The following is a 19595-nucleotide window of genomic DNA, read 5'->3' as shown; positions in this document are numbered from 1 at the left end:
TCCTCCCTTAAATGAAGTAAGCGAGCAGACAGCCCGCCGATAAAAAAGGTGCAAGAGGGAAGGCGTTTTGCGCCTCCCGTCTTTGCACCTTGCAAAAAATCCGATACACTACCACGTAGAGCAGCAGCAGGCTTAATCCTGCAGTTGCCGCAAGCAATCCTTTTGGAAGCCCCAGCACAAGACCGCAGGCCGCCATCAGCTTGATATCGCCGCCGCCCATGCCACCACAGAATATTGCTGCCACTAAAAACGGCAGGGCAACAAGGATTCCCAGCATTTTAACTGGTGTAAAATCCAATATGGAAATAGTGGCAATAGCGATACTAAGCCAGTTGGGAATAATGCGTTTCGCAAAGTCAATCGCCGATGCCGAACACAATAGGGCAATAAAAAAGACCGCTTGCGCAGCGGCCAGCTTATCCGGCATAGTTGAACATTTCTTTGATACGCTGGGTGAGGGTGGGTAGCACGGTCTGGTCGAAGAGCAGATACAATCCGGCCAGCACCAGAGCACCGATGACCACAGCCATTAAAATCTTAATGGCTGTATCTACGAAGCCCTCCCCACGGTTGTTGGTGAGCGGCGTTCTTGCCCTGACTGCCAGCATATTCGCCTTATAGGTAATCTTGTTCATTATTTTTTTCATGGTATTTTACCTCCAAAATGTTTTTGTTATTGGGTTGACGGGGTATTTACATACCGCCCATCTGCATGGGCGGCTGGGACTGTTCTGGTGCAGCTTCTTGCGGCTGCACCGAGGCTTGGTTCATGGATACGGCCTGCTGGTAGCTGTCCAGTACTGCCTTGTGGAGCTGTTCTCGGAACTCCTTGGTCACGGGGAAGCAGATTTCCTTGTAGCCGTTTTCGGTCTTGCGGCTTGGCATGGAAACAAAGAGACCGTCACGGCCTCCCTCCACCACCTTGATGCCCCGGATGCCGAGACAGCCGTCCACCGTTGCTGAAGCGTAGGCACGGATGTTGCCGCTGGTACCTGGCGGGTACATGGAATTAATTTTTACATCTACATCAGGCATGATTTCTTTCTCCTTTCGCATTTTGATAATAAAAAACAGCCCCTTTAGAGCTGCATGGTTTGGCTCTGCGCCGGTGGTGCAAAGCCGATTTCCTGAAAGCCGAAGCGGTCGCAGTAGTAGAAGCTGCTACCGTTTTCATCGTACAGCTCCAGCACATCTGACATGGACAGGGAATGCCCTACATAACCGGGAGGGTGAGCTGTATTGAATTTGGTGTAGAGCGCCTCCAGATCGTTGGTTTCTACCTCGCCGTCATAGACTGTCTGGTAATCGGATATTTTGGGTTCGCCGAACTTCTTGCAGAAATCCGCAAGGCTGATGAAGCGCATCCGGAGATCCGATTCGGGCTTTAGCTGCCATACACGGCAGCTTTTCAGCAGGGTAAGTTCCTGGTTATCCCGCTGACCATTCACAAGACGGTCGTATATGCCGTCCGTCCATTTCACCTCGCTGATATCCTTTTGGCGGCTAAGAAAGGCTTTCAGTTCCTCTGATTCGAACAGGGGATCAACCACCGCCTTGTCGCCGCTGACATAACCGGCAGGGTTGCCGTAGTACAAGATGATATCCTTTTCCATCCGGATATTTCGCATGAGCTTGTGCCTCCTTTACGTCATAGTAAGACCCCCGTTCCCCGACGCCTGCCGGAAGGCCTCTATTGCTTCCTCTGTGGGATGGAGAAGCCTGCCCTCCTGTAGCTCCATCACACAAAAATCATCCCGGTCGCAGATCATGATGCGATGCTGGTAAGGCTTCTGCATCTCCACATAATCCAGCGCTTCCTGTTCGGTGCAGAGCCACACGCCGGAAGCATAGCGGCCATCGGGCAGAAAGCTGTAGCCGCTGTATTTTGGCTCATAATTCTTTAAATCCAGCGCTCCCACCGGTCTGATTTGAGAGAGCTGAAGCTTGGCGCTGTCTGGCAGAAGCTCCGGCTTCAGTATGCCGATGACTTCACTGCGTTTTTTCAGGGCAAACTCCCCGGTACGGAGCGATACTAAAAAGACAGCACAGCCGCTTGGATTGGCACCAGCTCCGTTTCCGCAGAGGCAAAAGTACAGCTGCCGTTCCGGATTGTCCTGACTCAATACAACAACTTTCCCATGAATGCTGCAGTTTAAGCCTGTTGCCGAACAGTCTTTGTCAGTAAATAGAGATTTCCTTTCCATCCGTTAGCCCTCCTTTTTCTGCTGCAGCAGGGCAGTCAGGTCGGAAATGAGGGAGAGTCTTGTATCGTCCGGCATGGTCTTAAATGCCGCACGGACATAGGCCTCCACCGCCTCCGGAGACTGATCGCCGATTTCGATGATATCCACCTTTTGTACACTGACCATGCCGTTGGATATATTAAGGCGCACGATATCGCCGTAATCCATGCCGCTGGCGGTGCGCAGCTCCTTGGGAATCAGCACACGGCCTTTGCCGTCCATCAGCTTGTAGATAGGTTTATTCTTCATCCTCCCCACCTCCCTCCAGCACACAGCAGATGGTGTCATGGTTCACGCCGAGGCTGTCAAACAGTTCCATGAGCTGGGGCGGCAGCTGCTTTACGGGATCGGCACTGCCGATGATGATAGCGCCGTCCTCACAGCGGATGTCCAGATCGTCATCCAGCGGAATCCCTGCCGCCTCCAAAAGCACATGAGGCACCGATAGCTCTGCCGATTCCGGCGCTTCCACCGGTTCGGTTACATGGTCGATACCGTCCTTGGTGAGAAAAAACTCCCCGTAGCTGTTGATCTCCTTTACCGGGTGATGGGACAGGTACGCCAGATGCACGGTATCACCAGCAGTGACGCACATGGTTTCCAAAACACCGGGCGGCAGGACGATGCTGCCGTTATCGGCAATCCTGCCCTTGGTTTCAATGATTTTCATAGTGTAAGCCTCCTTTACATCCCCATCTGCGGGGCGTTGATTTGTTGTTCATCTACCGATTTCAGCTCAGCCACAAAGGTGCGAAGCTCATCCTCGGTCAGGGAGATATTGGCGATCTCCATTTCTCGGAGAAAATATGCGGCCTGCTTGTACTCGTCAGCCAGCTTCTGTATGCCTTTGGCGTTGTGATAGCCGCTGCTCGTGCGGATGTATCCCTTGAAAATACAGTCATAGTTGCCGGTTTTTCTGTTTTGCTGCACGGTCAGATGCAGCCCTGCGTTGGCACGATCCCCGCATCGCAAATACAGGTCGTCATTCACATTGCCTACCACAAACTGATAGATACCGCCGCTTTCTTCCTCCAGCATGGCTTTTGCCCATCTCATTTTCTCAATCGCTGTCATTTTCACCCTCACCTCCAAAACAAAGGTCAAACAAATTCATCTGGAACATATCATTTTCCCGTTCCTTGGGGTCGTAGTTGGTAATGATAACTTCCGGGTACTCGCAGCCTCCGTCATACCGCTGCGCCAGATTGTTCAGGCGGGTGACCGGAGTGATGGTGTAATCCTGATACAGTTCCCGGATGAATTCGCAGTCGTTGTAGGAAACCATCCATTTTCCTTTGCAACCTGCCAGCGTATCCCGGAGCCGCTGGTGGTCGGTTTTGAGAAACTCCACCGCATAATGTCCCTCGGTCATGTAATAGGGCGGATCACAATAAAAAAAGGCATCATCACGGTCATACTGCCGGATCAACGCCTCAAAGTCCTTATTTTCCACCACCGTGTTTGCAAGTCGCCTTGATGCCTCCCATATAACGGCGAATACCTTTCTGATATCAAAGGGCTGGCAGCCGTATGAGGTGCAGCCGCTGCCGTAGCTGTAGCGGATGAGCTTGAAAAATGCAGCCGCCCGCCACACATCGCTTGGCTCGGCCTGCTCCAGCAGGATGGCCTTAAGTTCCTCAAATGCAGGCGGCGGGAGGTTATGCTGCGCCAGCTCCAGTTCTTCCTGCAGATATTCGGTATCGAATTCATCCTTTTCAAAGAACTGGCGCAGTACATTGAATTCATATCGTGAGTTAAGGGGCAGGAAGCCCAGCTGCTTGAGGAACGCCAGCGGCCTGTTCTTTACGCAGTAGAATAGGTTGGTCAGGTTGCCATTGAAGTCGTTGTAGACTTCCATACCCTTACAGTCAGGAGGCCTGCCGAACAGAACCCAGCCCCCGCCGCCAAAGACTTCAATGTATCTGCCGAAATCCTTGGGGAAGAGCCGATAAATAATATTGCGGAGGGCTTTTTTACCGCCCACCCAGCTGATAAAGCTATTGATATTCCATCACCTCCCTCGGAAAAAGAAAAGAGCCGATCATCACTTACATTTTCAGTGACATCGACTCATTTGGATTATGGTATTCATATTCGCCGGTTTTTTCGTTATAAAGATAACCTTCCTCAGCCAGATCCCATCCGTGAACCTCTGCGGCCAGTTCCAGTGCTTCCTTGGAACCGCCGGGAGGGGTATGGCTGAATATTTCCTCGCCGTTTTCAAATTCTTTGCGTCCGACATTGTAGCCGAAGTCCTCATCTGCCCATTTCACCTCAAAGCTGAGATTAGGGTACCGCTTAGCCAAGGCTGCAATGATTGGGTCAGGATAGCTCCATGCGGTTTGGAATTCGATATGCTCGCCATCAAATTCTTTTGAGGTATACTCGGTATCATAGCCATAGCTGTTCCACTTGGTTCCCCAATTAGCAATAGACCAATCATACCAGTTGTCTTTGCCGTACTTTACACGCTCAGCCATACCGAGATTCCCCTGAAAGATATGATTAGGCATAGGAATAACCTTGTTGAAGTCAATGCTGCCAAGACCGATTTCTTCGTTCTTGATGGCATAAAACATGGCGCTAACCTTATCTGGATCGCCGGATACTCTTAAAATATTGGTTACATGATTTGGCATTAGCTCATTCCTCCCATCGTCATTTCAAAACCGAAGGATTGATTGCCTTTCAGCTCGTCCTCCGGCTTGATAAAGAAGCGGTTGCTGCTATCCCAAAAGCTGACATACAGCTCACCGTCATATACTTCGATTTCCCTTTGCTCCAGCCCCTCGCCCCAGCCGTCTGAAAATTGCCCGGACAGCCAGTCGGTAAGCTCTGCAAGCTCAGAGGGAGAAAGCTCCCCGTGGGCTTGCACCTCGGTAACTCCCCACAGCTCGCCATTCCATTCCTCCACTGAGGGATTGATGCTATATACCTTTCGGCTAAGATCATCATCAAGGTAAACAGCGAGGCCACGGTCACCCTCGCTGGGGAGCCTCTCTTTCTGAATGAGGGCGAGAATTTCATCCTCGTATTCCAAAACCTCACTGGCGGTTAAATCTTCCCGGTAATCCTCAATATCGCCCCATTCATTCTTTCTGTAGATATGGGGAAAGAGGGGACTGAATAACCGTAGGGTTTGCATTTCATTTTTCATATTGTATTCTTCCTTTCTGTGTTTTGGTATAAAAAAAAGGCGAAGCCTATCAGTCATAAAGCTGACCGAAGACTTTGCCTCTTTAGATTTCTGTATTTAATTTCTTATAAAACAACTACAAATTTCTTTAAGATTAGTCTTATTAAAATCAAATCCATTAGACTTACTGTATGTTCTGGGAGTTCCAAAGCCTTTCATTAGCAGTAAGAAGAAATATGACTGCGGTGTATCTTGGCGATATATCCCATAAATTAATATCTTTTTTATTAAAGTACATGATGAAATAAAAAAGGCGAAGCCTATCGATCATAAGTTGACCGAAGACTTCGTCTTCTAAGTTTCTATATTTTGTTTTATATAAAACAGAGCACTTTATGCCCATTTTACTTAATCTTAATTTTGTACTTCTTTAAAAGTACAAAGTTACATATTAGTGAAATGATAAACACTAAAATAAATATATATCCGATTGGTATTAGCGCGAATGGCTCAACCAATGTTCCGTCTGGCAAAACTTTTGCACCTATAACATTATAGGCAATGAAGCAAATCACAGCTGCTAAAGCCGAAACCAACATGGAACCTTTTGTAAATGAAACCCTCTTATCCTTTTTCCATTTTGCTGAAATATTTTCCATTAATCTCATCTTCCCATCTGAAATAGTTGGATTCTCGAAATCCATTTTAAGTTTTTGCAATTCATCTACGCATTGTGGACATTCGGCTAAGTGCTCTTCTATCAACGAAGAACTTTCTTTACTACAGACCTTATCATAATACAATGGTAACAGATCTCTAATAACTTCACATGATAGTCTCATATTAACCTCTCCTTTAACTTTATTCTTGCACGATGATATGTGACTCTTGCCCAGCTTTCTGTTTTCCCAAACAATTCGGCTATTTTTAAAAATGATAGTTCTCCAAAAAAACGCAATGTAAATACTTCTTTATACGGTTCTTCTAAATTATGGAGTACTTTATGAATTTCAAATACACTTTCATCGTCAACTAATATTTGTTTAAAATCACTGTCAAAAACATCGGCTATATCTTCAACTCTTTCAAAGTTGTTTTGTTCTTTCTTTAAATATGAAAAATATGAGTTTTTAGCAATTTGGCAGAGCCAAACACTCATCTTACAATTTCCTTTAAAGCTATCAATGTTTTTTAATGCTTTAAAAAAAGTTTCTTGTGTTATATCCTCTGCAATACTTTCATTTTTAGAAAGACATAATACATATCTATATACATCCTTGAAGTATTCAGAGTATATTTCTTCAAATTCCGTCACATTCTCACCGCCCTTCATATATAAGACTATCATAATCGTATTTCGTTACAACATTTCACAAAAATTTATTGCACTACCTGCAAAATTAAATAGCTCAATAAAGAATAAACATATTTCACTATTCCACTGGATATACCATCATATAAAATCATAACTACCCCTTCTGATTATTTAATTTTCTTCTGTCATCACTCAAATTATCCAATGTCATCTATATTTTTGCCTATTTTTGTCCTTCGACGACAACATATTGTAGTAAAATCCTACATTTTGTCCTCTGAACCATAATACGTCATCGTTATTATCCTCTTAACGTGCCTTGAGAGGATAATAATGATGTCATAGGTTGATATTAGCCCCTTGGTGGAAGTAGATACTTCTGGATTCCTGTTTATGCAAACCATTTATTTGCTAAGTTCTGTCTACTCTTTTCTTTATAATTCACTTCTTGAGATAGTCTTAATATTCCTTTTGTTGGATCATAATGATCACTTAACTTACCTCTTGAAAGTTCAATTGGTATATTTTGCAAACCATGTTGATCTAATAATCTTCTTGCAACTTGAACTCCTGTATATCCTCTATTTGTTGGTACTCTCAAGTATTTGTTAAAGTTTGATTGTACCTTACTTTGAGCATAAATCGTTAAAATACTGCCGGAATTAAAATAATCATGGTTGGATCAAATCTAAAATAACTAAAAGGATAAAACATTGTCATCACTCCTTGATTTAAAGTTTTTAGTAATCCAGTTCCCTTAATACGCTTTTAAACTGAATAGTAAATAGTATACTGGTTACTGTAACAGCAATAATATCAGCTATTGGCTCTGCTAAAAATACTGCATTGACCTTATTTTGTAAGAATAAAGGTAATATATATATTAGAGGAATTAAAAGGATTATTTTACGCAAAATAGCTAAAAATACAGATGTCTTTGCATTTCCCAAGGCAATAAAAGTCTGTTGGCAACTAATTTGAATTCCAAATAGCAAAGAAGCAGCCATATAAATTCTCATTGCTTTAATAGAAATATTAATCAATTCAGCATCCTTCGTAAACATTTTAGCAAATATTTGTGGTGATAACATTGTGATTGCCCACAATCCTATTGAATAAATCAAAGATATCTTAAGTAGTAACAAAAATGCTTCCTTAACCCTCTTACCATTACCTGCTCCATAGTTAAAACTAATAATTGGTGTAGCTCCTTGGGTAAGTCCAACTAATGGTAGCATAGAAAACTGCATAACACTTGATAGGATAGTCATAGCCCCTACTGCTAAATCTCCACCATATTTAAGTAAAGATGTATTAAATGATATGGCTAAAATGCTTTCTGTTGATTGCATAATAAATGGTGATAGTCCAAGGGCAATACAAGGTAATAATACCTTAAAGTCTATCTTTAAATATTCTTTCTTGATTTTTAATAAGGTTTTATTTCCTGTAAGAAATTTCATAACCAATAATGCAGAAACTCCTTGTGATATTACTGTTGCTAAAGCTGCACCTTTTACTCCCATATTAAATCCAAAGATAAAAATAGGGTCTAATATAATGTTTAATACTGCACCAACTAATACTGTAAGCATACTCATTTTAGCAAATCCCTGTGCAGTAATAAATGCATTGAGACCTAAAGCAAGTTGCACAAATAGTGTTCCAAAAGCATAGATATTTAAATAATCCAATGCATATTTTATAGTATTTTCACTAGCCCCAAATGTCATTAACATTTTCTCCCCAAATATCAAACCTACAGCTGTTAATGTGACTGAAATCAATACTAATGCAGTGGTACAGTTTCCAAGTATTTTTTCGGCAGTATCCTTATCTCCTTTTCCCATCATAATAGAAGAACGTGGCGCACCACCCATACTAACTAAAGCGGCAAATGCTGATATAACCATAATGATTGGCATGGTCACACCTACTGCAGTTAGGGCAGTAGCCCCGACTTCTGGAATATGTCCAATATACATTCTATCTATCATATTGTACAGAAGATTGATAACCTGTGCTGTAATTGCAGGAATAGCCATACTAAAAAGTAATTTACTTATACTTTTAGTCCCTAATTCCATTTGTTGTTTATTTTCCATTTCTTCTATCCCCTTTTCATTCGTCAAATTGATCAATGATGTTTGCATACATCTTATTTAATACTGTTTCCATTGCTTTATATTCTTCTTTAGTAATATTATAAGTAAGAATATAAAAAAACTCTTTTTGAGCCTCATGTAATTTTTCTACAATTGGAATAGCCACTGGTTTAATTTTTAGATGAATACATCTTTTATCTGTTTCATCTGTCTCATATGATAAAAAACCTTTTCTATATAAAGAATCTACAGATTTTGATATCATAGACTTTGACATGGCACGATATCTCGCTATATCCCTTGCAGTATCAAGTGGACTATTATTATTCAAAAATAGAAGTACATCGATTTCATTTTGGGTCAATTGTAATTCCTCTGTTAGCTGATAAAACATTTTTTCATACATCTTTTTTAGCTTCCAATTAAATATTAAAAAAAGACTATTTTTATTATTAACTATTTCATTTTTCATTTAAACCCACCTCACTCTCTAATATAGTTCATCATTGAACTATATTAACATATTTATTTCCCTTTTTCAATGCAAATTTCACTAATCCCATGTCTATCATTATCTACAAAACTTTGTAACTTTGTATTTTACATAAAACTTAACATAAAGATTTTTCTTAACTTTTATTTTTGGCATAAAAAAAGCGAGTTTTCTAGGTTCATTGTTTACCTAAAGATCGCTTCTTTGTTTTAATTATTAAATTTTAGATGTATATACTATTTTCCCTATTTCTTATCTTTTACAACTTTCATGTTTGAAATATCTATACTTACTGATTAGAAATCATTGTATCCCTTTTATATTTTCTTTCTCCTCTCCTATCTAATCTAAAAGAAAGGAAAACAAATAATATAATCACTACTTTACAGAAGGTATTCTAAAAACAAGGTAATCTTAGATAAAAAACCGATGATTATCTTTTTATATACGGAGACTTTACCTTCCTGAACTTTATCATTATATATAAGAATAATCTTTATCTATAATTAAACTCTTATTTAAATCTACTTGAACATTTTCCTTTAACTGTTCTGTAAATTCCCGACTTGAAATGACTACCATAGACTCACTGTTTATATAGCTACTTCTTGCATCAAAATTAAAAGATCCTATCACACTTATAGTATCATCGAATATATACGTTTTGCTGTGGATTGATTATTTCAATGTATTCAAATCTTTATTATATCTTTATAGTTCTCTACTTTGCAAATAGTTTTTAAACTTTTCTGCTCATATTGCATTGAATTGTCTTAAAAGTAGCTATTGTATTCCACCTGAACGGACAGCTTTTATGAATTCTGGCGGATTAATAAAATGAAGCCCTTTATCGTTAATCCAGCTAGTTTCAGAAAGGAGATTCTTCATAGTGTCTGCGTCTAATTCAGGATTTACCTGCCAACCAAGTGCCAGTACACCACATATGGAACAGCCCAACTTTGGCCTCCAACTCCATCATAACGATAGCAATAATCACCTTCAACAAGTCCTTGGGCTAATGTTCGAAAAGATGCTGGTGCATAAATCATATTTTTTGCACTTTCATGTGTAAAGTCCATATCATACCTTGCTGGGTACCCAGGGTTACACTTAGATACATTATTTGGATCAGATATATCATAATATGATGAAAACACAAAATCAGTATGCTCATTTGTAGGACAGTCAATAACCATTATCCCATCTTCTTCGGCTTCAAAAACAGCATTCTCCCACAATTCTCCATTTTTAAACCAACATCTTTAAGTTTTACAAACCAAGACATTAAAAAGCACCTTAATAATTTCATTCTAAATCAATATAAATTATTTAGGGAATCTTAGCTTCACACTTATCTACTGATGTTCATCTATAGTATCTTATTCAACCATTCATTTATCAACCTGATTTTCCTACTTTTGTCCTTGCCATCACTCAAATTATCCAATGTCATCTATATTTTAGCCTATTTTCAAGGGTCAAAAAACGGTGTTCTTCTACCGTTTTTTGACCCTTATTTCGTCTTCAAACCACTACATGTTGTGGTCAACTTCTATTTCTTGCTTTCCGAACCACAATACGTCATCAGAATTATACTCTCAACGTGCCTTGAGTGGATAATAATGATGACGCTTCAAGCTGGTTATTCCTTGGCGGCAGGATACCTTTCTAAAAAAGATAAACGACAGTTTTGATTATTATTTTAAAGCTGCCGCTATGGTAAATATCTGTCATTTAGATATAACAAAGTGTCCTTCGCAGCGCAGCAACTATTTTTTCTTTTACCGTCATGAGGGTGGACATCGCTTTTTCAATTTTAGTTCATCTACTTCGGACACCATTTCCCGAGGTGACCCCAATAGCCCAAAAAGATGAAGGAGAGAAAACGTTGATACTCTTAGTCAATATATTTCTGGTCTATCATTAGATCATTCGCTGATATATACGGATTATGATACAGCTTCCTTTTATCTGGAAGTTTCATCATACGCATAAATGGTGTATTGATTTTTTCAAGCTGTTCAGGCGGTAAATGATACTTGATTGCTTTTTCCGGACAGAAAGAAACACACGCCATACAACAACTGCAATTATGCAAAAATAGGGGGTGTAAGTTCTCCATTGTAATATTTTTCTTCGGGCAAATTTTTGAGCAAATCCCACAGGAAATACAATCATCGGAAACAGAAAACCCTTTATCCACTTCTGCTTGTATAGCCCGATATTTCGGCATCATCTTCGGATAGATCAGCCTTGTCAGCCACCCAGCTTTCGCATAGGTGTTCGTCGCTTTCTTCTGAATCATGCCAGATATCTTTGCAATCTTCCGCTCTGTTGCAGGAACACGCAGTTTTGGAAAGGGAAATGGAGGATAAACAATACAGAGATTTGCAACAGAAAATATCCTTTTTCCGTATTGCAATCTTGCACCTTTCTCTTTTAGGAGTTTATCCAGTACTTCAAAAGAAAACCCGTTGATAAAGCTGGGTGTTGAAACAGCAAAAATATAGGCATTGGGATTGATTTCCAGATCAGAAACAAACTCCTGTATGGCTTCACATATAGTCCAGTGGTACACTGGAAAAACAAATCCAACTATATCCGAATTGATAGCTGGAACATCCGATGGATTGCACCGCATAGAAATGATTTCAGTATTCCCTAGCACTTGTGCAATAACAATTGCTGCTCTCATGCTGTTTCCAGTTCCTGAAAAATAGAAGATTCTATTCTTCATACCTGACTGCATAATATCTTCACCTCCCATCCTTGTCACACTTGTGACATTTTGTATTTTTAAGTATAATTGATTTAAGACAGATTGACAAGGTACGCAGCACAAGTGCTACAAAACATCTGATTTGTGACACTGAATAGAGGAGGCGGCTCATGATACAAGAAATTACTAACCCTATTGCTATCCAGTCCCGGGAATGGTTAACAAACGCTTTGCTTGTTTTAATGGAAGAAAAAGAATTTAAGAACATAAGCATAACAGAAATTGCGACAAAAGCTGATTTATCCCGGCGAACATTTTATCGCATTTTTGAGACCAAAGAAGATATTTTAGTATACTACACGGATAAATTGTTCAGTGAATTTTTGCAATTACTAAATCAAGAATCAGATCATCACTTTGCTGTTACCATCAGGCTTTATTTTCAATTTTGGTATGAGCATAGAAATTTCTTGGAACTATTAAGACGAAATGAAATGCTTCCATTTATTATGAACCAATATTCAAGGTTGTTCCCTGAAGTTTTTCAAATCATAAAAGGAAATCATCCACTCGCTCACAATACCGAGGCATTGTCCTATGCCATGGCTTTTAGCGCAGGTGGCCTATTGAGTATTCTCTTAAAGTGGGCGGAAGGTGGAATGGATAAGACTCCCGAAGAAATAATGCAACTTATGGAGTTCGTGTTTCCATATTCTCTATAACTCTTTCAAAGATCGATTTGTATTTCGTACATTTGCATCCTACTTCAAAGCTACCATCTGGATAATGTATATGAATGAAAAAAATGTCCATATAATTCACCCCATTTGGGGCAACGATATGTTTCATAACCGTGTCCGTCTGCAATAATTGCGTCATTTTTCTCTATCAGATTTCTTAATAAAGATCACCCCACTTCTTCTTGGCATAAGCCCCGTAACAAAAATTTCCCTAAGCTCATCGCCTAAGAAAACAAAAACATATTTGCATATTCACTTAAAATCCTCCAGATTATTTTGAATATCGCCACATTCATTTCTTCTGTAGATGCGGGGAAAGAGGGGGCTGAATAGCCGCAGGGTTTGCAGTTCAGTTTTCATGGTGCATCTATCCTTTCTTTTTGATTTCAGGCAACAAAAAAGCGGCTTTGTTTTTCAGTTACGAAGAACACAGCCGCTTTAAATTGCCCTACAGGGTATTGGCTTTATGAAATTGTCTGCCGGATTGATTCCGGCCTAAAAAAAGAAACATCCCACTTTCTTCTAAAAAAGTAGAGTGCATCTATGAAAAACGAGGGTTCTGAATTTCTCATTCAAAACCCTCGTCAGGCCGCATAAATACTGGGTTTTTCAGCCCTGCATCTATTTTGACCTAATCTTCTGGTGGAGATGATGGGAGTCGAACCCACGACCCCTGCAATGCGAATGCAGCGTTCTCCCAACTGAACTACATCCCCATACTACAAAACTATAGTAAACCCTGACATTGATATTGTCAATAGGGGATGCAGTAATATTTTTTATACAAAAGATGCATATTTAGATACAATATTTTCTGCTACCCTTATTCCGTCAACTGCCGATGACATTATACCTCCTGCATAGCCTGCACCTTCTCCTATAGGATATAAACCAGATATATTGGATAAGTACTCATCATCCCTATTTATTCGAATGGGAGAAGAACTCCTTGTCTCAACACCTGTCAAAATGCCATCTGACATGTTAAACCCTTTAATCTTTGCATCAAAATATACAATGGCCTCTTTCATAGTTGCTATTACGTAGTCGGGTAAGCAATATTTTAACTCTACAAATTTTACACCCGGTTTATATGTTGGTTCTACAGATCCAAACTGCGTACTAGGCCTGTCTTTAAGAAAATCCCCTATAAGCTGAACCGGTGCACTATAATTTTCCCCTGAAATTTTATAAGCCGCCCGTTCCCATCTCCTTTGAAATTCAACCCCTGCCAAAGGATGAGAGCTGCCAAAGTCATTTGGTGTTACACCTACAAGTAAAGCGGAATTGGCATTTTCTCCATCCCGTGCATATTTACTCATGCCATTTGTAACAACTCCTCCATCCTCTGATGCAGCAGCTATTACATAACCTCCGGGACACATGCAAAAAGTATAGGCTGATCGTCCATTCTTTGAATGATAGGATAACTTATAGTCTGCTGCCCAAAGACATGGATGCCTTGCAAAACTGCAATACTGAGCCATGTCTATAAAATGCTGAGGATGCTCTATCCTTACCCCAATTGAAAACGGCTTTTGAGTTATATGAACCCCCCGCTTGTAAAGGATTTGAAAAGTATCACGAGCACTATGCCCTATTCCCAGCAAAGCAGTATTACATGCTAACTTCTCACAATCATTTATTATTACACCTTCTAGCTTATCATCCTCTATGATAAAATCTGTTACCTTAGCATTAAATCTTACTTCTCCCCCATTTTCAATAATCCTTTGCCTAATGGTCTTTATTACGGATTTTAATATATCTGTGCCAATATGTGGCTTATTGATATATAATATTTCTTCCGGTGCACCTGCTTTTACAAATTCATTCAATACCAATCTACATCTTTTATCATTTATAAGGGTAGTAAGTTTGCCATCTGAAAAAGTCCCTGCTCCCCCTTCTCCAAATTGTACATTGCTATCAGGATCAAGGATTCCTTCCCTCAAAAAATTACCTATCTTATCAGTTCTGGCATCAACATCCTCTCCCCGTTCAAGAATTATGGGTCTATAACCCAGTTTTGAAAGGGTTAACCCAGCAAAAAGACCTGCAGGCCCCATACCTATGATCACGGGACGATAGGACATCTTATCTTCCCCGAACTTGACACCTTCGTAAGCCATATCTGGAGTTTTTATCACTCCCTTACGATTATGATTTCTGAGTATCCTTTGCTCATTGTGTGTTTTAACATCAATCGTATATACGTAGTATAAGTCATCTTTTTTCCTAGCATCAATGGATCTTTTAAATATTTCATAGCCAATAAGTTCTTTTTCATTAATACCGAGTTTTTTTAATACCGCTTGCCTTATAAGATCTAATTCATCCCTATTGTCGTTAATTTTCTTTAAACTAATCTTTATATTTGAAAGCCTAATCATTTATCTACCTCCAATTTTACAATGCTGCATTCTGTCCCGCAATAAATCCAGACGACCACGCCCATTGTAGATTGAATCCACCGCATTGTCCATCTATATCTATTATTTCACCTGCAAAAAATACACCTTCCATTATTTTTGATTCCATAGTGTTTGGATCTATCTCCTTTGTATTAACACCACCTGCGGTTACCTGGGCACTAGGCCAACTTTTTGTACCTATTACCTCAAATCTCCAATCCGTTAATATTTTTACTATATTATCAATCTCTTTATTGGAAATATTTGCAACCGGACACTTGAGATTGGTTATTCCTGCTTCTTTTAATACCACAGGAATAAGCCTTTTATTTATAAGACCAACAAGACTAAATTCCACCGTCTTTTTAGGGTTGTTTTTAAATCGCCGTATTATAATATCTCTAAGTTCCCCTTGGGAAATTGTATCAATAATTGTTATCTTTAATATAGCCTTTTTGTTATTTTTGAGGATCTCTCCCGCTTTTCTGCTAATTTGAAGGATAGGAGGACCTGATATTCCATAATTGGCAAATAGTATATCTCCCCTATCTTTTGCCAATGATCTATTATTATATAGGATTTCAGCCGTACCCACAAACTTAACTCCCTGGATCTGCTTAAAAAATGATCCTTCAAGTTTTAATTGAACCAGAGCAGGGAAAACGTCTATAACAGAATGTCCTAATTTTGACGCCAATTCAAACCCATTACCATCTGAACCAGTAGATGGCATAGCTTTACCCCCTACTGCTATAATTACCCTATCTCCTTTAAACACCGAACCATCCTCTAATTCAATTGTAAATCCTTTATTACCTTTTACTATATTTTTAACATAGGCATTGCATATTACTCTAATCCCTATTTCATTTAATTCATATAATAATACATCTAAAATACTTGACGCCTGATCTGACATGGGAAATACCTTACCCAAATCCTCTACTTTATGGGCTATTCCAAGCTTTTCAAAAAAATCAATAGTATTGTTAACGCTAAACTGGGATAATGCACTATATGCAAATTTGGGATTATTACCATTATAATAATTGATATCTGTGTTTATATTAGTAAAATTACATCTGCCATTTCCTGTAGCAAGTATCTTTTTTCCAACTCGAGGATTTCTCTCTAGTATTGTAACATCAGCTCCTTGTCTCTTTGCTGAGATAGCTGCTACCATACCAGATGCCCCACCACCTATAACGATTACATGTTTTCTTTCTTTAATCATATCCACCTTACCTCAATATCTATTAGTTTATAATATTATTATTTGTAGTATAACATATCCTAATATTCATTTAAAATATAAAAAAATAGCTGCATCGAGCTAGAAATTAATTCCTAGTTTGATACAGCCTTTGATAAATTTTATGCTGGGCAAGCAGGCAATCTAAATGTCCCCGTAAATGCCAAGACCCTAGGTCTATCAAAACATGCACCAAATGGTACAGTAAAAGCTTGAGCCGCAGCAGATACCAATGGAACATTAGTACATGGATTTGAGGCGATGCTAGATCGAATTGAGGCACATGCTGCTTCTGCCTGAGCTCGTGTACCCCTATAACAGATTACATTGTCAACACAAACAGTTGTTTTGCAACATAGCGCTACTCTATTGTCCTGAGAGGGAGAGGGAACTAAATTAACACCACAACGGCTTTCAAAAGCTAACAAACTGATATTGACAGGGATACATCCGACTACACGAACTGCAAATACTGGAATTTCTAAATCTGAGCATCCAGTGGGCGGAGTAACATCCATATTGGTTTCTTCAACACAGCATCTCAATCCCCTTGGATCATATACCACTCTAAAATCAGTTATTCTAGAACTTATCGTCAATCCATCAGGAATATCCCTTATACAGCAAAAATTAGCGAGCCTGCTACATGCTTGAGGAGTCTCTTGATTTTGTTGTGGATCACCACATCTACAGCCTTTCAACTCTATTTTTTCACTTTCGTTCAAGTCCTCACTTACATATTCAGCTATTACTTTATCCTCTAAAGCTTCTTTTATCTCAGATAAAACTTCAGGCTTAACTGTATGAATGGACTCTTCTTTATCATTTAAAGAACTAGCTATTTGCTCACTAGATTCTTTTATATTCTCCATGGATTTATCTAAATCTGCCATAATAGCACTCCTTCCTTAAAAAGTGGGTTTCCCCTAATACATATTATGTTGAAACTTGTCGTTTGTTACAAACTTTTATTTTATAAAGTAGCTTTGCTATAAATATACCTGCTATTATAGCATTTTGATAATTATGGATAAGATAAAATATTAAACTGTCCGATATTTAAAACATAAAAGACCGGCATACTGGAAATAATCTAGAAGGAAAAGACCAGCAAAATAATATTAAGAGCAATCATAATAAATATTTCAATACATCCTATGTATAGGTTACACCAATACACCTTATGCTAAAAGGTTGTACTTTCATCCATTTCAATACATCCTATGTATAGGTTACACTAACAATTTTGATTGCAGTCCATTAAAAACAGTAAAGTTTCAATACATCCTATGTATAGGTTACACTTTATATGTGCCTTCTGCTAAATCTCGTTTAAATTTAGTTTCAATACATCCTATGTATAGGTTACACAATGGGATGATAAAGCGGCCGTATTTGGTGAGATTAGTTTCAATACATCCTATGTATAGGTTACACAGCATTGTCTAACTTTCTTATATGTTTTAGATTCCCGTTTCAATACATCCTATGTATAGGTTACACGTAACCCACTTACCATCTGGGAATAAAGTCAAATGTGTTTCAATACATCCTATGTATAGGTTACACTAACTTATATAACGGGTTGGTTTGGTCTAATAGCATGTTTCAATACATCCTATGTATAGGTTACACTACATTTCAGCACCCATCTGCTCTAGTCACCACCTTGTTTCAATACATCCTATGTATAGGTTACACAGTGGGTATTTAATATAGTAGAAGGTACAGAACTATATTTCAATACATCCTATGTATAGGTTACACAACAAAACGTATTCTTAGAAAAGGACATCGAAAAATATTTCAATACATCCTATGTATAGGTTACACCAAGAAAACGCAAATATTTCCTTTAAAGAATGGAGTATTTCAATACATCCTATGTATAGGTTACACTTTTTGCTCTGCTGTAGATACTCGGCTTTCTAGTGTATTTCAATACATCCTATGTATAGGTTACACGCTCTCTACCAAACATAAATCTTGCTCTAGTATCAAATTTCAATACATCCTATGTATAGGTTACACATTTATACCCTTAACCATTTCTTTAGATTTTTCATATTTCAATACATCCTATGTATAGGTTACACTAAATCTGCATCTGCATCCACGCTAACTACATTTGTATTTCAATACATCCTATGTATAGGTTACACAGTATATGGGAGATTCGTAGTGGTAAAAGACTTCATATTTCAATACATCCTATGTATAGGTTACACATATCAATAGGGCCTTCACCGTCTAGGGCTACATGCATTTCAATACATCCTATGTATAGGTTACACGAATCCTTCCGATTGAAACATTCTCATTCTTGCACAATTTCAATACATCCTATGTATAGGTTACACTTCCTACTTTTTTGGCTTCTTCCCTTAAAGAATCAGATTTCAATACATCCTATGTATAGGTTACACTTATATAATCGGTGTGGACATGCACCGCACTACATTATTTCAATACATCCTATGTATAGGTTACACCTATCAAAGGTTAAGGCGCTTTCCACAAGTTTATAATTTCAATACATCCTATGTATAGGTTACACTATTTACAAAAGACACAGATATTGCAGGTGTCGAGTATTTCAATACATCCTATGTATAGGTTACACCGGCACATCCCCACCGTTAAATATGTTTACGATTAGATTTCAATACATCCTATGTATAGGTTACACTATATTAATTCGCCAGATTTGGAAACAGTTGCAAGATTTCAATACATCCTATGTATAGGTTACACGATGTGGAGCGACAGGCAAGACTTAGACATCAAGGGATTTCAATACATCCTATGTATAGGTTACACTAAAAGATATGGAAACATTCTCCCCTTCCATTGATATTTCAATACATCCTATGTATAGGTTACACATTAGATGTAGAGATTAACCCACAGTCTCTAAATGCATTTCAATACATCCTATGTATAGGTTACACTCGAATTGTTTTAAAGCTATGCCACGTTATACTTATTTCAATACATCCTATGTATAGGTTACACCATTTGTATATGTAAATCAACTAAGCAATTATGGAAGTGTGTGTCAAGTTTTTATTGGCACCTTTTTCTTCCAGAAAGTCAATCGCTATAATAATTAAGAAAAATATCTTAAATTTTACCATTTAGCAAAGTTGTCAAGCCTAAAATGCACTTCGCTACGCTC

The 19595-nt window shown here is 38.8% G+C and carries 24 protein-coding genes, 1 tRNA gene and 1 CRISPR repeat array; of the genes, 1 reads left to right on the top strand and 24 read right to left on the bottom strand.

The features are described 5' to 3' along the window. Positions 1-7: 7 nt before the first annotated feature. From EJN67_RS07870 to EJN67_RS07780, 20 genes are all read right to left on the bottom strand, one after another. Positions 8-427, bottom strand: coding sequence for a prepilin peptidase (locus EJN67_RS07870; protein WP_129723802.1), 420 nt, complete (start codon positions 425-427; stop codon positions 8-10). Then, entirely contained in the window at positions 417-647 is a 231-nt protein-coding gene (locus tag EJN67_RS07865) for a DUF6133 family protein (RefSeq protein WP_129723801.1), read from the bottom strand. The genes EJN67_RS07870 and EJN67_RS07865 overlap by 11 nt, the downstream gene beginning before the upstream one ends. A 46-nt stretch (positions 648-693) precedes the next feature. After that, the gene (locus tag EJN67_RS07860; RefSeq protein ID WP_129723800.1) at positions 694-1035 is read right to left on the bottom strand and encodes a SpoVG family protein; all 342 of its coding nucleotides are present in this window, start codon (positions 1033-1035) and stop codon (positions 694-696) included. A 44-nt stretch (positions 1036-1079) separates the two neighbouring features. After that, positions 1080-1628, bottom strand: coding sequence for a YodL domain-containing protein (locus EJN67_RS07855; protein WP_129723799.1), 549 nt, complete (start codon positions 1626-1628; stop codon positions 1080-1082). A 15-nt stretch (positions 1629-1643) separates the two neighbouring features. Continuing rightward, positions 1644-2204, bottom strand: coding sequence for a hypothetical protein (locus EJN67_RS07850; protein WP_129723798.1), 561 nt, complete (start codon positions 2202-2204; stop codon positions 1644-1646). A gap of 3 nt (positions 2205-2207) precedes the next feature. After that, on the bottom strand, positions 2208-2492 hold the full coding sequence (locus EJN67_RS07845) for a division/cell wall cluster transcriptional repressor MraZ (RefSeq protein WP_129723797.1): 285 nt from the start codon (positions 2490-2492) through the stop codon (positions 2208-2210). Continuing rightward, positions 2482-2913 carry a hypothetical protein gene (locus EJN67_RS07840; protein WP_129723796.1) on the bottom strand — a complete coding sequence of 144 codons (432 nt, stop codon included), beginning with the start codon at positions 2911-2913 and terminating at the stop codon, positions 2482-2484. The genes EJN67_RS07845 and EJN67_RS07840 overlap by 11 nt, the downstream gene beginning before the upstream one ends. A 14-nt stretch (positions 2914-2927) precedes the next feature. After that, positions 2928-3317, bottom strand: coding sequence for a hypothetical protein (locus EJN67_RS07835; RefSeq protein WP_129723795.1), 390 nt, complete (start codon positions 3315-3317; stop codon positions 2928-2930). Continuing rightward, the gene (locus tag EJN67_RS07830) at positions 3304-4227 is read right to left on the bottom strand and encodes a DNA adenine methylase (protein ID WP_129723794.1); all 924 of its coding nucleotides are present in this window, start codon (positions 4225-4227) and stop codon (positions 3304-3306) included. The genes EJN67_RS07835 and EJN67_RS07830 overlap by 14 nt, the downstream gene beginning before the upstream one ends. 64 nt (positions 4228-4291) lie before the next feature. Further along, a complete protein-coding gene (locus EJN67_RS07825; protein ID WP_129723793.1) occupies positions 4292-4882 on the bottom strand; it encodes a DUF1281 family ferredoxin-like fold protein in 591 nt (196 codons plus the stop codon). Beyond that, on the bottom strand, positions 4882-5400 hold the full coding sequence (locus tag EJN67_RS07820; RefSeq protein WP_129723792.1) for a hypothetical protein: 519 nt from the start codon (positions 5398-5400) through the stop codon (positions 4882-4884). The genes EJN67_RS07825 and EJN67_RS07820 overlap by 1 nt, the downstream gene beginning before the upstream one ends. A 383-nt stretch (positions 5401-5783) precedes the next feature. Beyond that, positions 5784-6221: a DUF3955 domain-containing protein gene (locus EJN67_RS07815; RefSeq protein ID WP_129723791.1), complete on the bottom strand. Its 438-nt coding sequence runs from the start codon at positions 6219-6221 to the stop codon at positions 5784-5786. Then, positions 6218-6694, bottom strand: a complete 477-nt coding sequence (locus EJN67_RS07810; protein ID WP_129723790.1) for an RNA polymerase sigma factor — start codon at positions 6692-6694, stop codon at positions 6218-6220. The genes EJN67_RS07815 and EJN67_RS07810 overlap by 4 nt, the downstream gene beginning before the upstream one ends. A 391-nt stretch (positions 6695-7085) precedes the next feature. After that, entirely contained in the window at positions 7086-7295 is a 210-nt protein-coding gene (locus tag EJN67_RS14530; RefSeq protein ID WP_243641258.1) for a zinc metallopeptidase, read from the bottom strand. Between the two features lie 139 nt (positions 7296-7434). After that, positions 7435-8799 (bottom strand): MATE family efflux transporter, encoded by a 1365-nt coding sequence (locus tag EJN67_RS07800; protein ID WP_129723789.1) that lies wholly within the window; start codon positions 8797-8799, stop codon positions 7435-7437. Positions 8800-8815: 16 nt separating this feature from the next. Then, positions 8816-9271 (bottom strand): MarR family winged helix-turn-helix transcriptional regulator, encoded by a 456-nt coding sequence (locus tag EJN67_RS07795; RefSeq protein ID WP_129723788.1) that lies wholly within the window; start codon positions 9269-9271, stop codon positions 8816-8818. Positions 9272-9769: 498 nt separating this feature from the next. Then, the gene (locus EJN67_RS07790) at positions 9770-9967 is read right to left on the bottom strand and encodes a phospholipase D-like domain-containing protein (RefSeq protein ID WP_129723787.1); all 198 of its coding nucleotides are present in this window, start codon (positions 9965-9967) and stop codon (positions 9770-9772) included. Between the two features lie 108 nt (positions 9968-10075). Then, positions 10076-10249 carry a hypothetical protein gene (locus tag EJN67_RS14020; protein ID WP_165000797.1) on the bottom strand — a complete coding sequence of 58 codons (174 nt, stop codon included), beginning with the start codon at positions 10247-10249 and terminating at the stop codon, positions 10076-10078. Beyond that, the gene (locus EJN67_RS07785) at positions 10204-10530 is read right to left on the bottom strand and encodes a hypothetical protein (protein ID WP_129723786.1); all 327 of its coding nucleotides are present in this window, start codon (positions 10528-10530) and stop codon (positions 10204-10206) included. Before EJN67_RS07785 ends, EJN67_RS14020 begins: the two co-directional genes overlap by 46 nt. A gap of 659 nt (positions 10531-11189) precedes the next feature. Continuing rightward, on the bottom strand, positions 11190-12041 hold the full coding sequence (locus tag EJN67_RS07780; RefSeq protein WP_129723785.1) for an EFR1 family ferrodoxin: 852 nt from the start codon (positions 12039-12041) through the stop codon (positions 11190-11192). A 140-nt stretch (positions 12042-12181) separates the two neighbouring features. On the opposite strand from EJN67_RS07780, the gene EJN67_RS07775 reads away from it, so the two are divergent. Then, the gene (locus tag EJN67_RS07775; RefSeq protein ID WP_129723784.1) at positions 12182-12733 is read left to right on the top strand and encodes a TetR/AcrR family transcriptional regulator; all 552 of its coding nucleotides are present in this window, start codon (positions 12182-12184) and stop codon (positions 12731-12733) included. 658 nt (positions 12734-13391) lie between these two features. Here the strand turns inward: EJN67_RS07775 and EJN67_RS07770 are convergent. From EJN67_RS07770 to EJN67_RS07755, 4 genes are all read right to left on the bottom strand, one after another. Further along, positions 13392-13467, bottom strand: a tRNA-Ala gene (locus EJN67_RS07770). Positions 13468-13530: 63 nt separating this feature from the next. Beyond that, entirely contained in the window at positions 13531-15144 is a 1614-nt protein-coding gene (locus EJN67_RS07765) for an NAD(P)/FAD-dependent oxidoreductase (protein ID WP_129723783.1), read from the bottom strand. Positions 15145-15160: 16 nt separating this feature from the next. After that, entirely contained in the window at positions 15161-16399 is a 1239-nt protein-coding gene (locus EJN67_RS07760) for a BaiN/RdsA family NAD(P)/FAD-dependent oxidoreductase (protein ID WP_129723782.1), read from the bottom strand. Positions 16400-16539: 140 nt separating this feature from the next. Then, the gene (locus EJN67_RS07755; protein ID WP_129723781.1) at positions 16540-17310 is read right to left on the bottom strand and encodes a hypothetical protein; all 771 of its coding nucleotides are present in this window, start codon (positions 17308-17310) and stop codon (positions 16540-16542) included. 249 nt (positions 17311-17559) lie between these two features. Then, a CRISPR array of direct repeats spans positions 17560-19432; the repeat unit is 30 nt; unit sequence ATTTCAATACATCCTATGTATAGGTTACAC. Positions 19433-19595 lie beyond the last annotated feature (163 nt).

It is taken from the genome of Xylanivirga thermophila, assembly GCF_004138105.1.
Taxonomy (GTDB): domain Bacteria; phylum Bacillota; class Clostridia; order Caldicoprobacterales; family Xylanivirgaceae; genus Xylanivirga; species Xylanivirga thermophila.
Note: the sequence above shows the minus strand (reverse complement) of the source record. Positions and strands in the feature narration are given on the sequence as shown.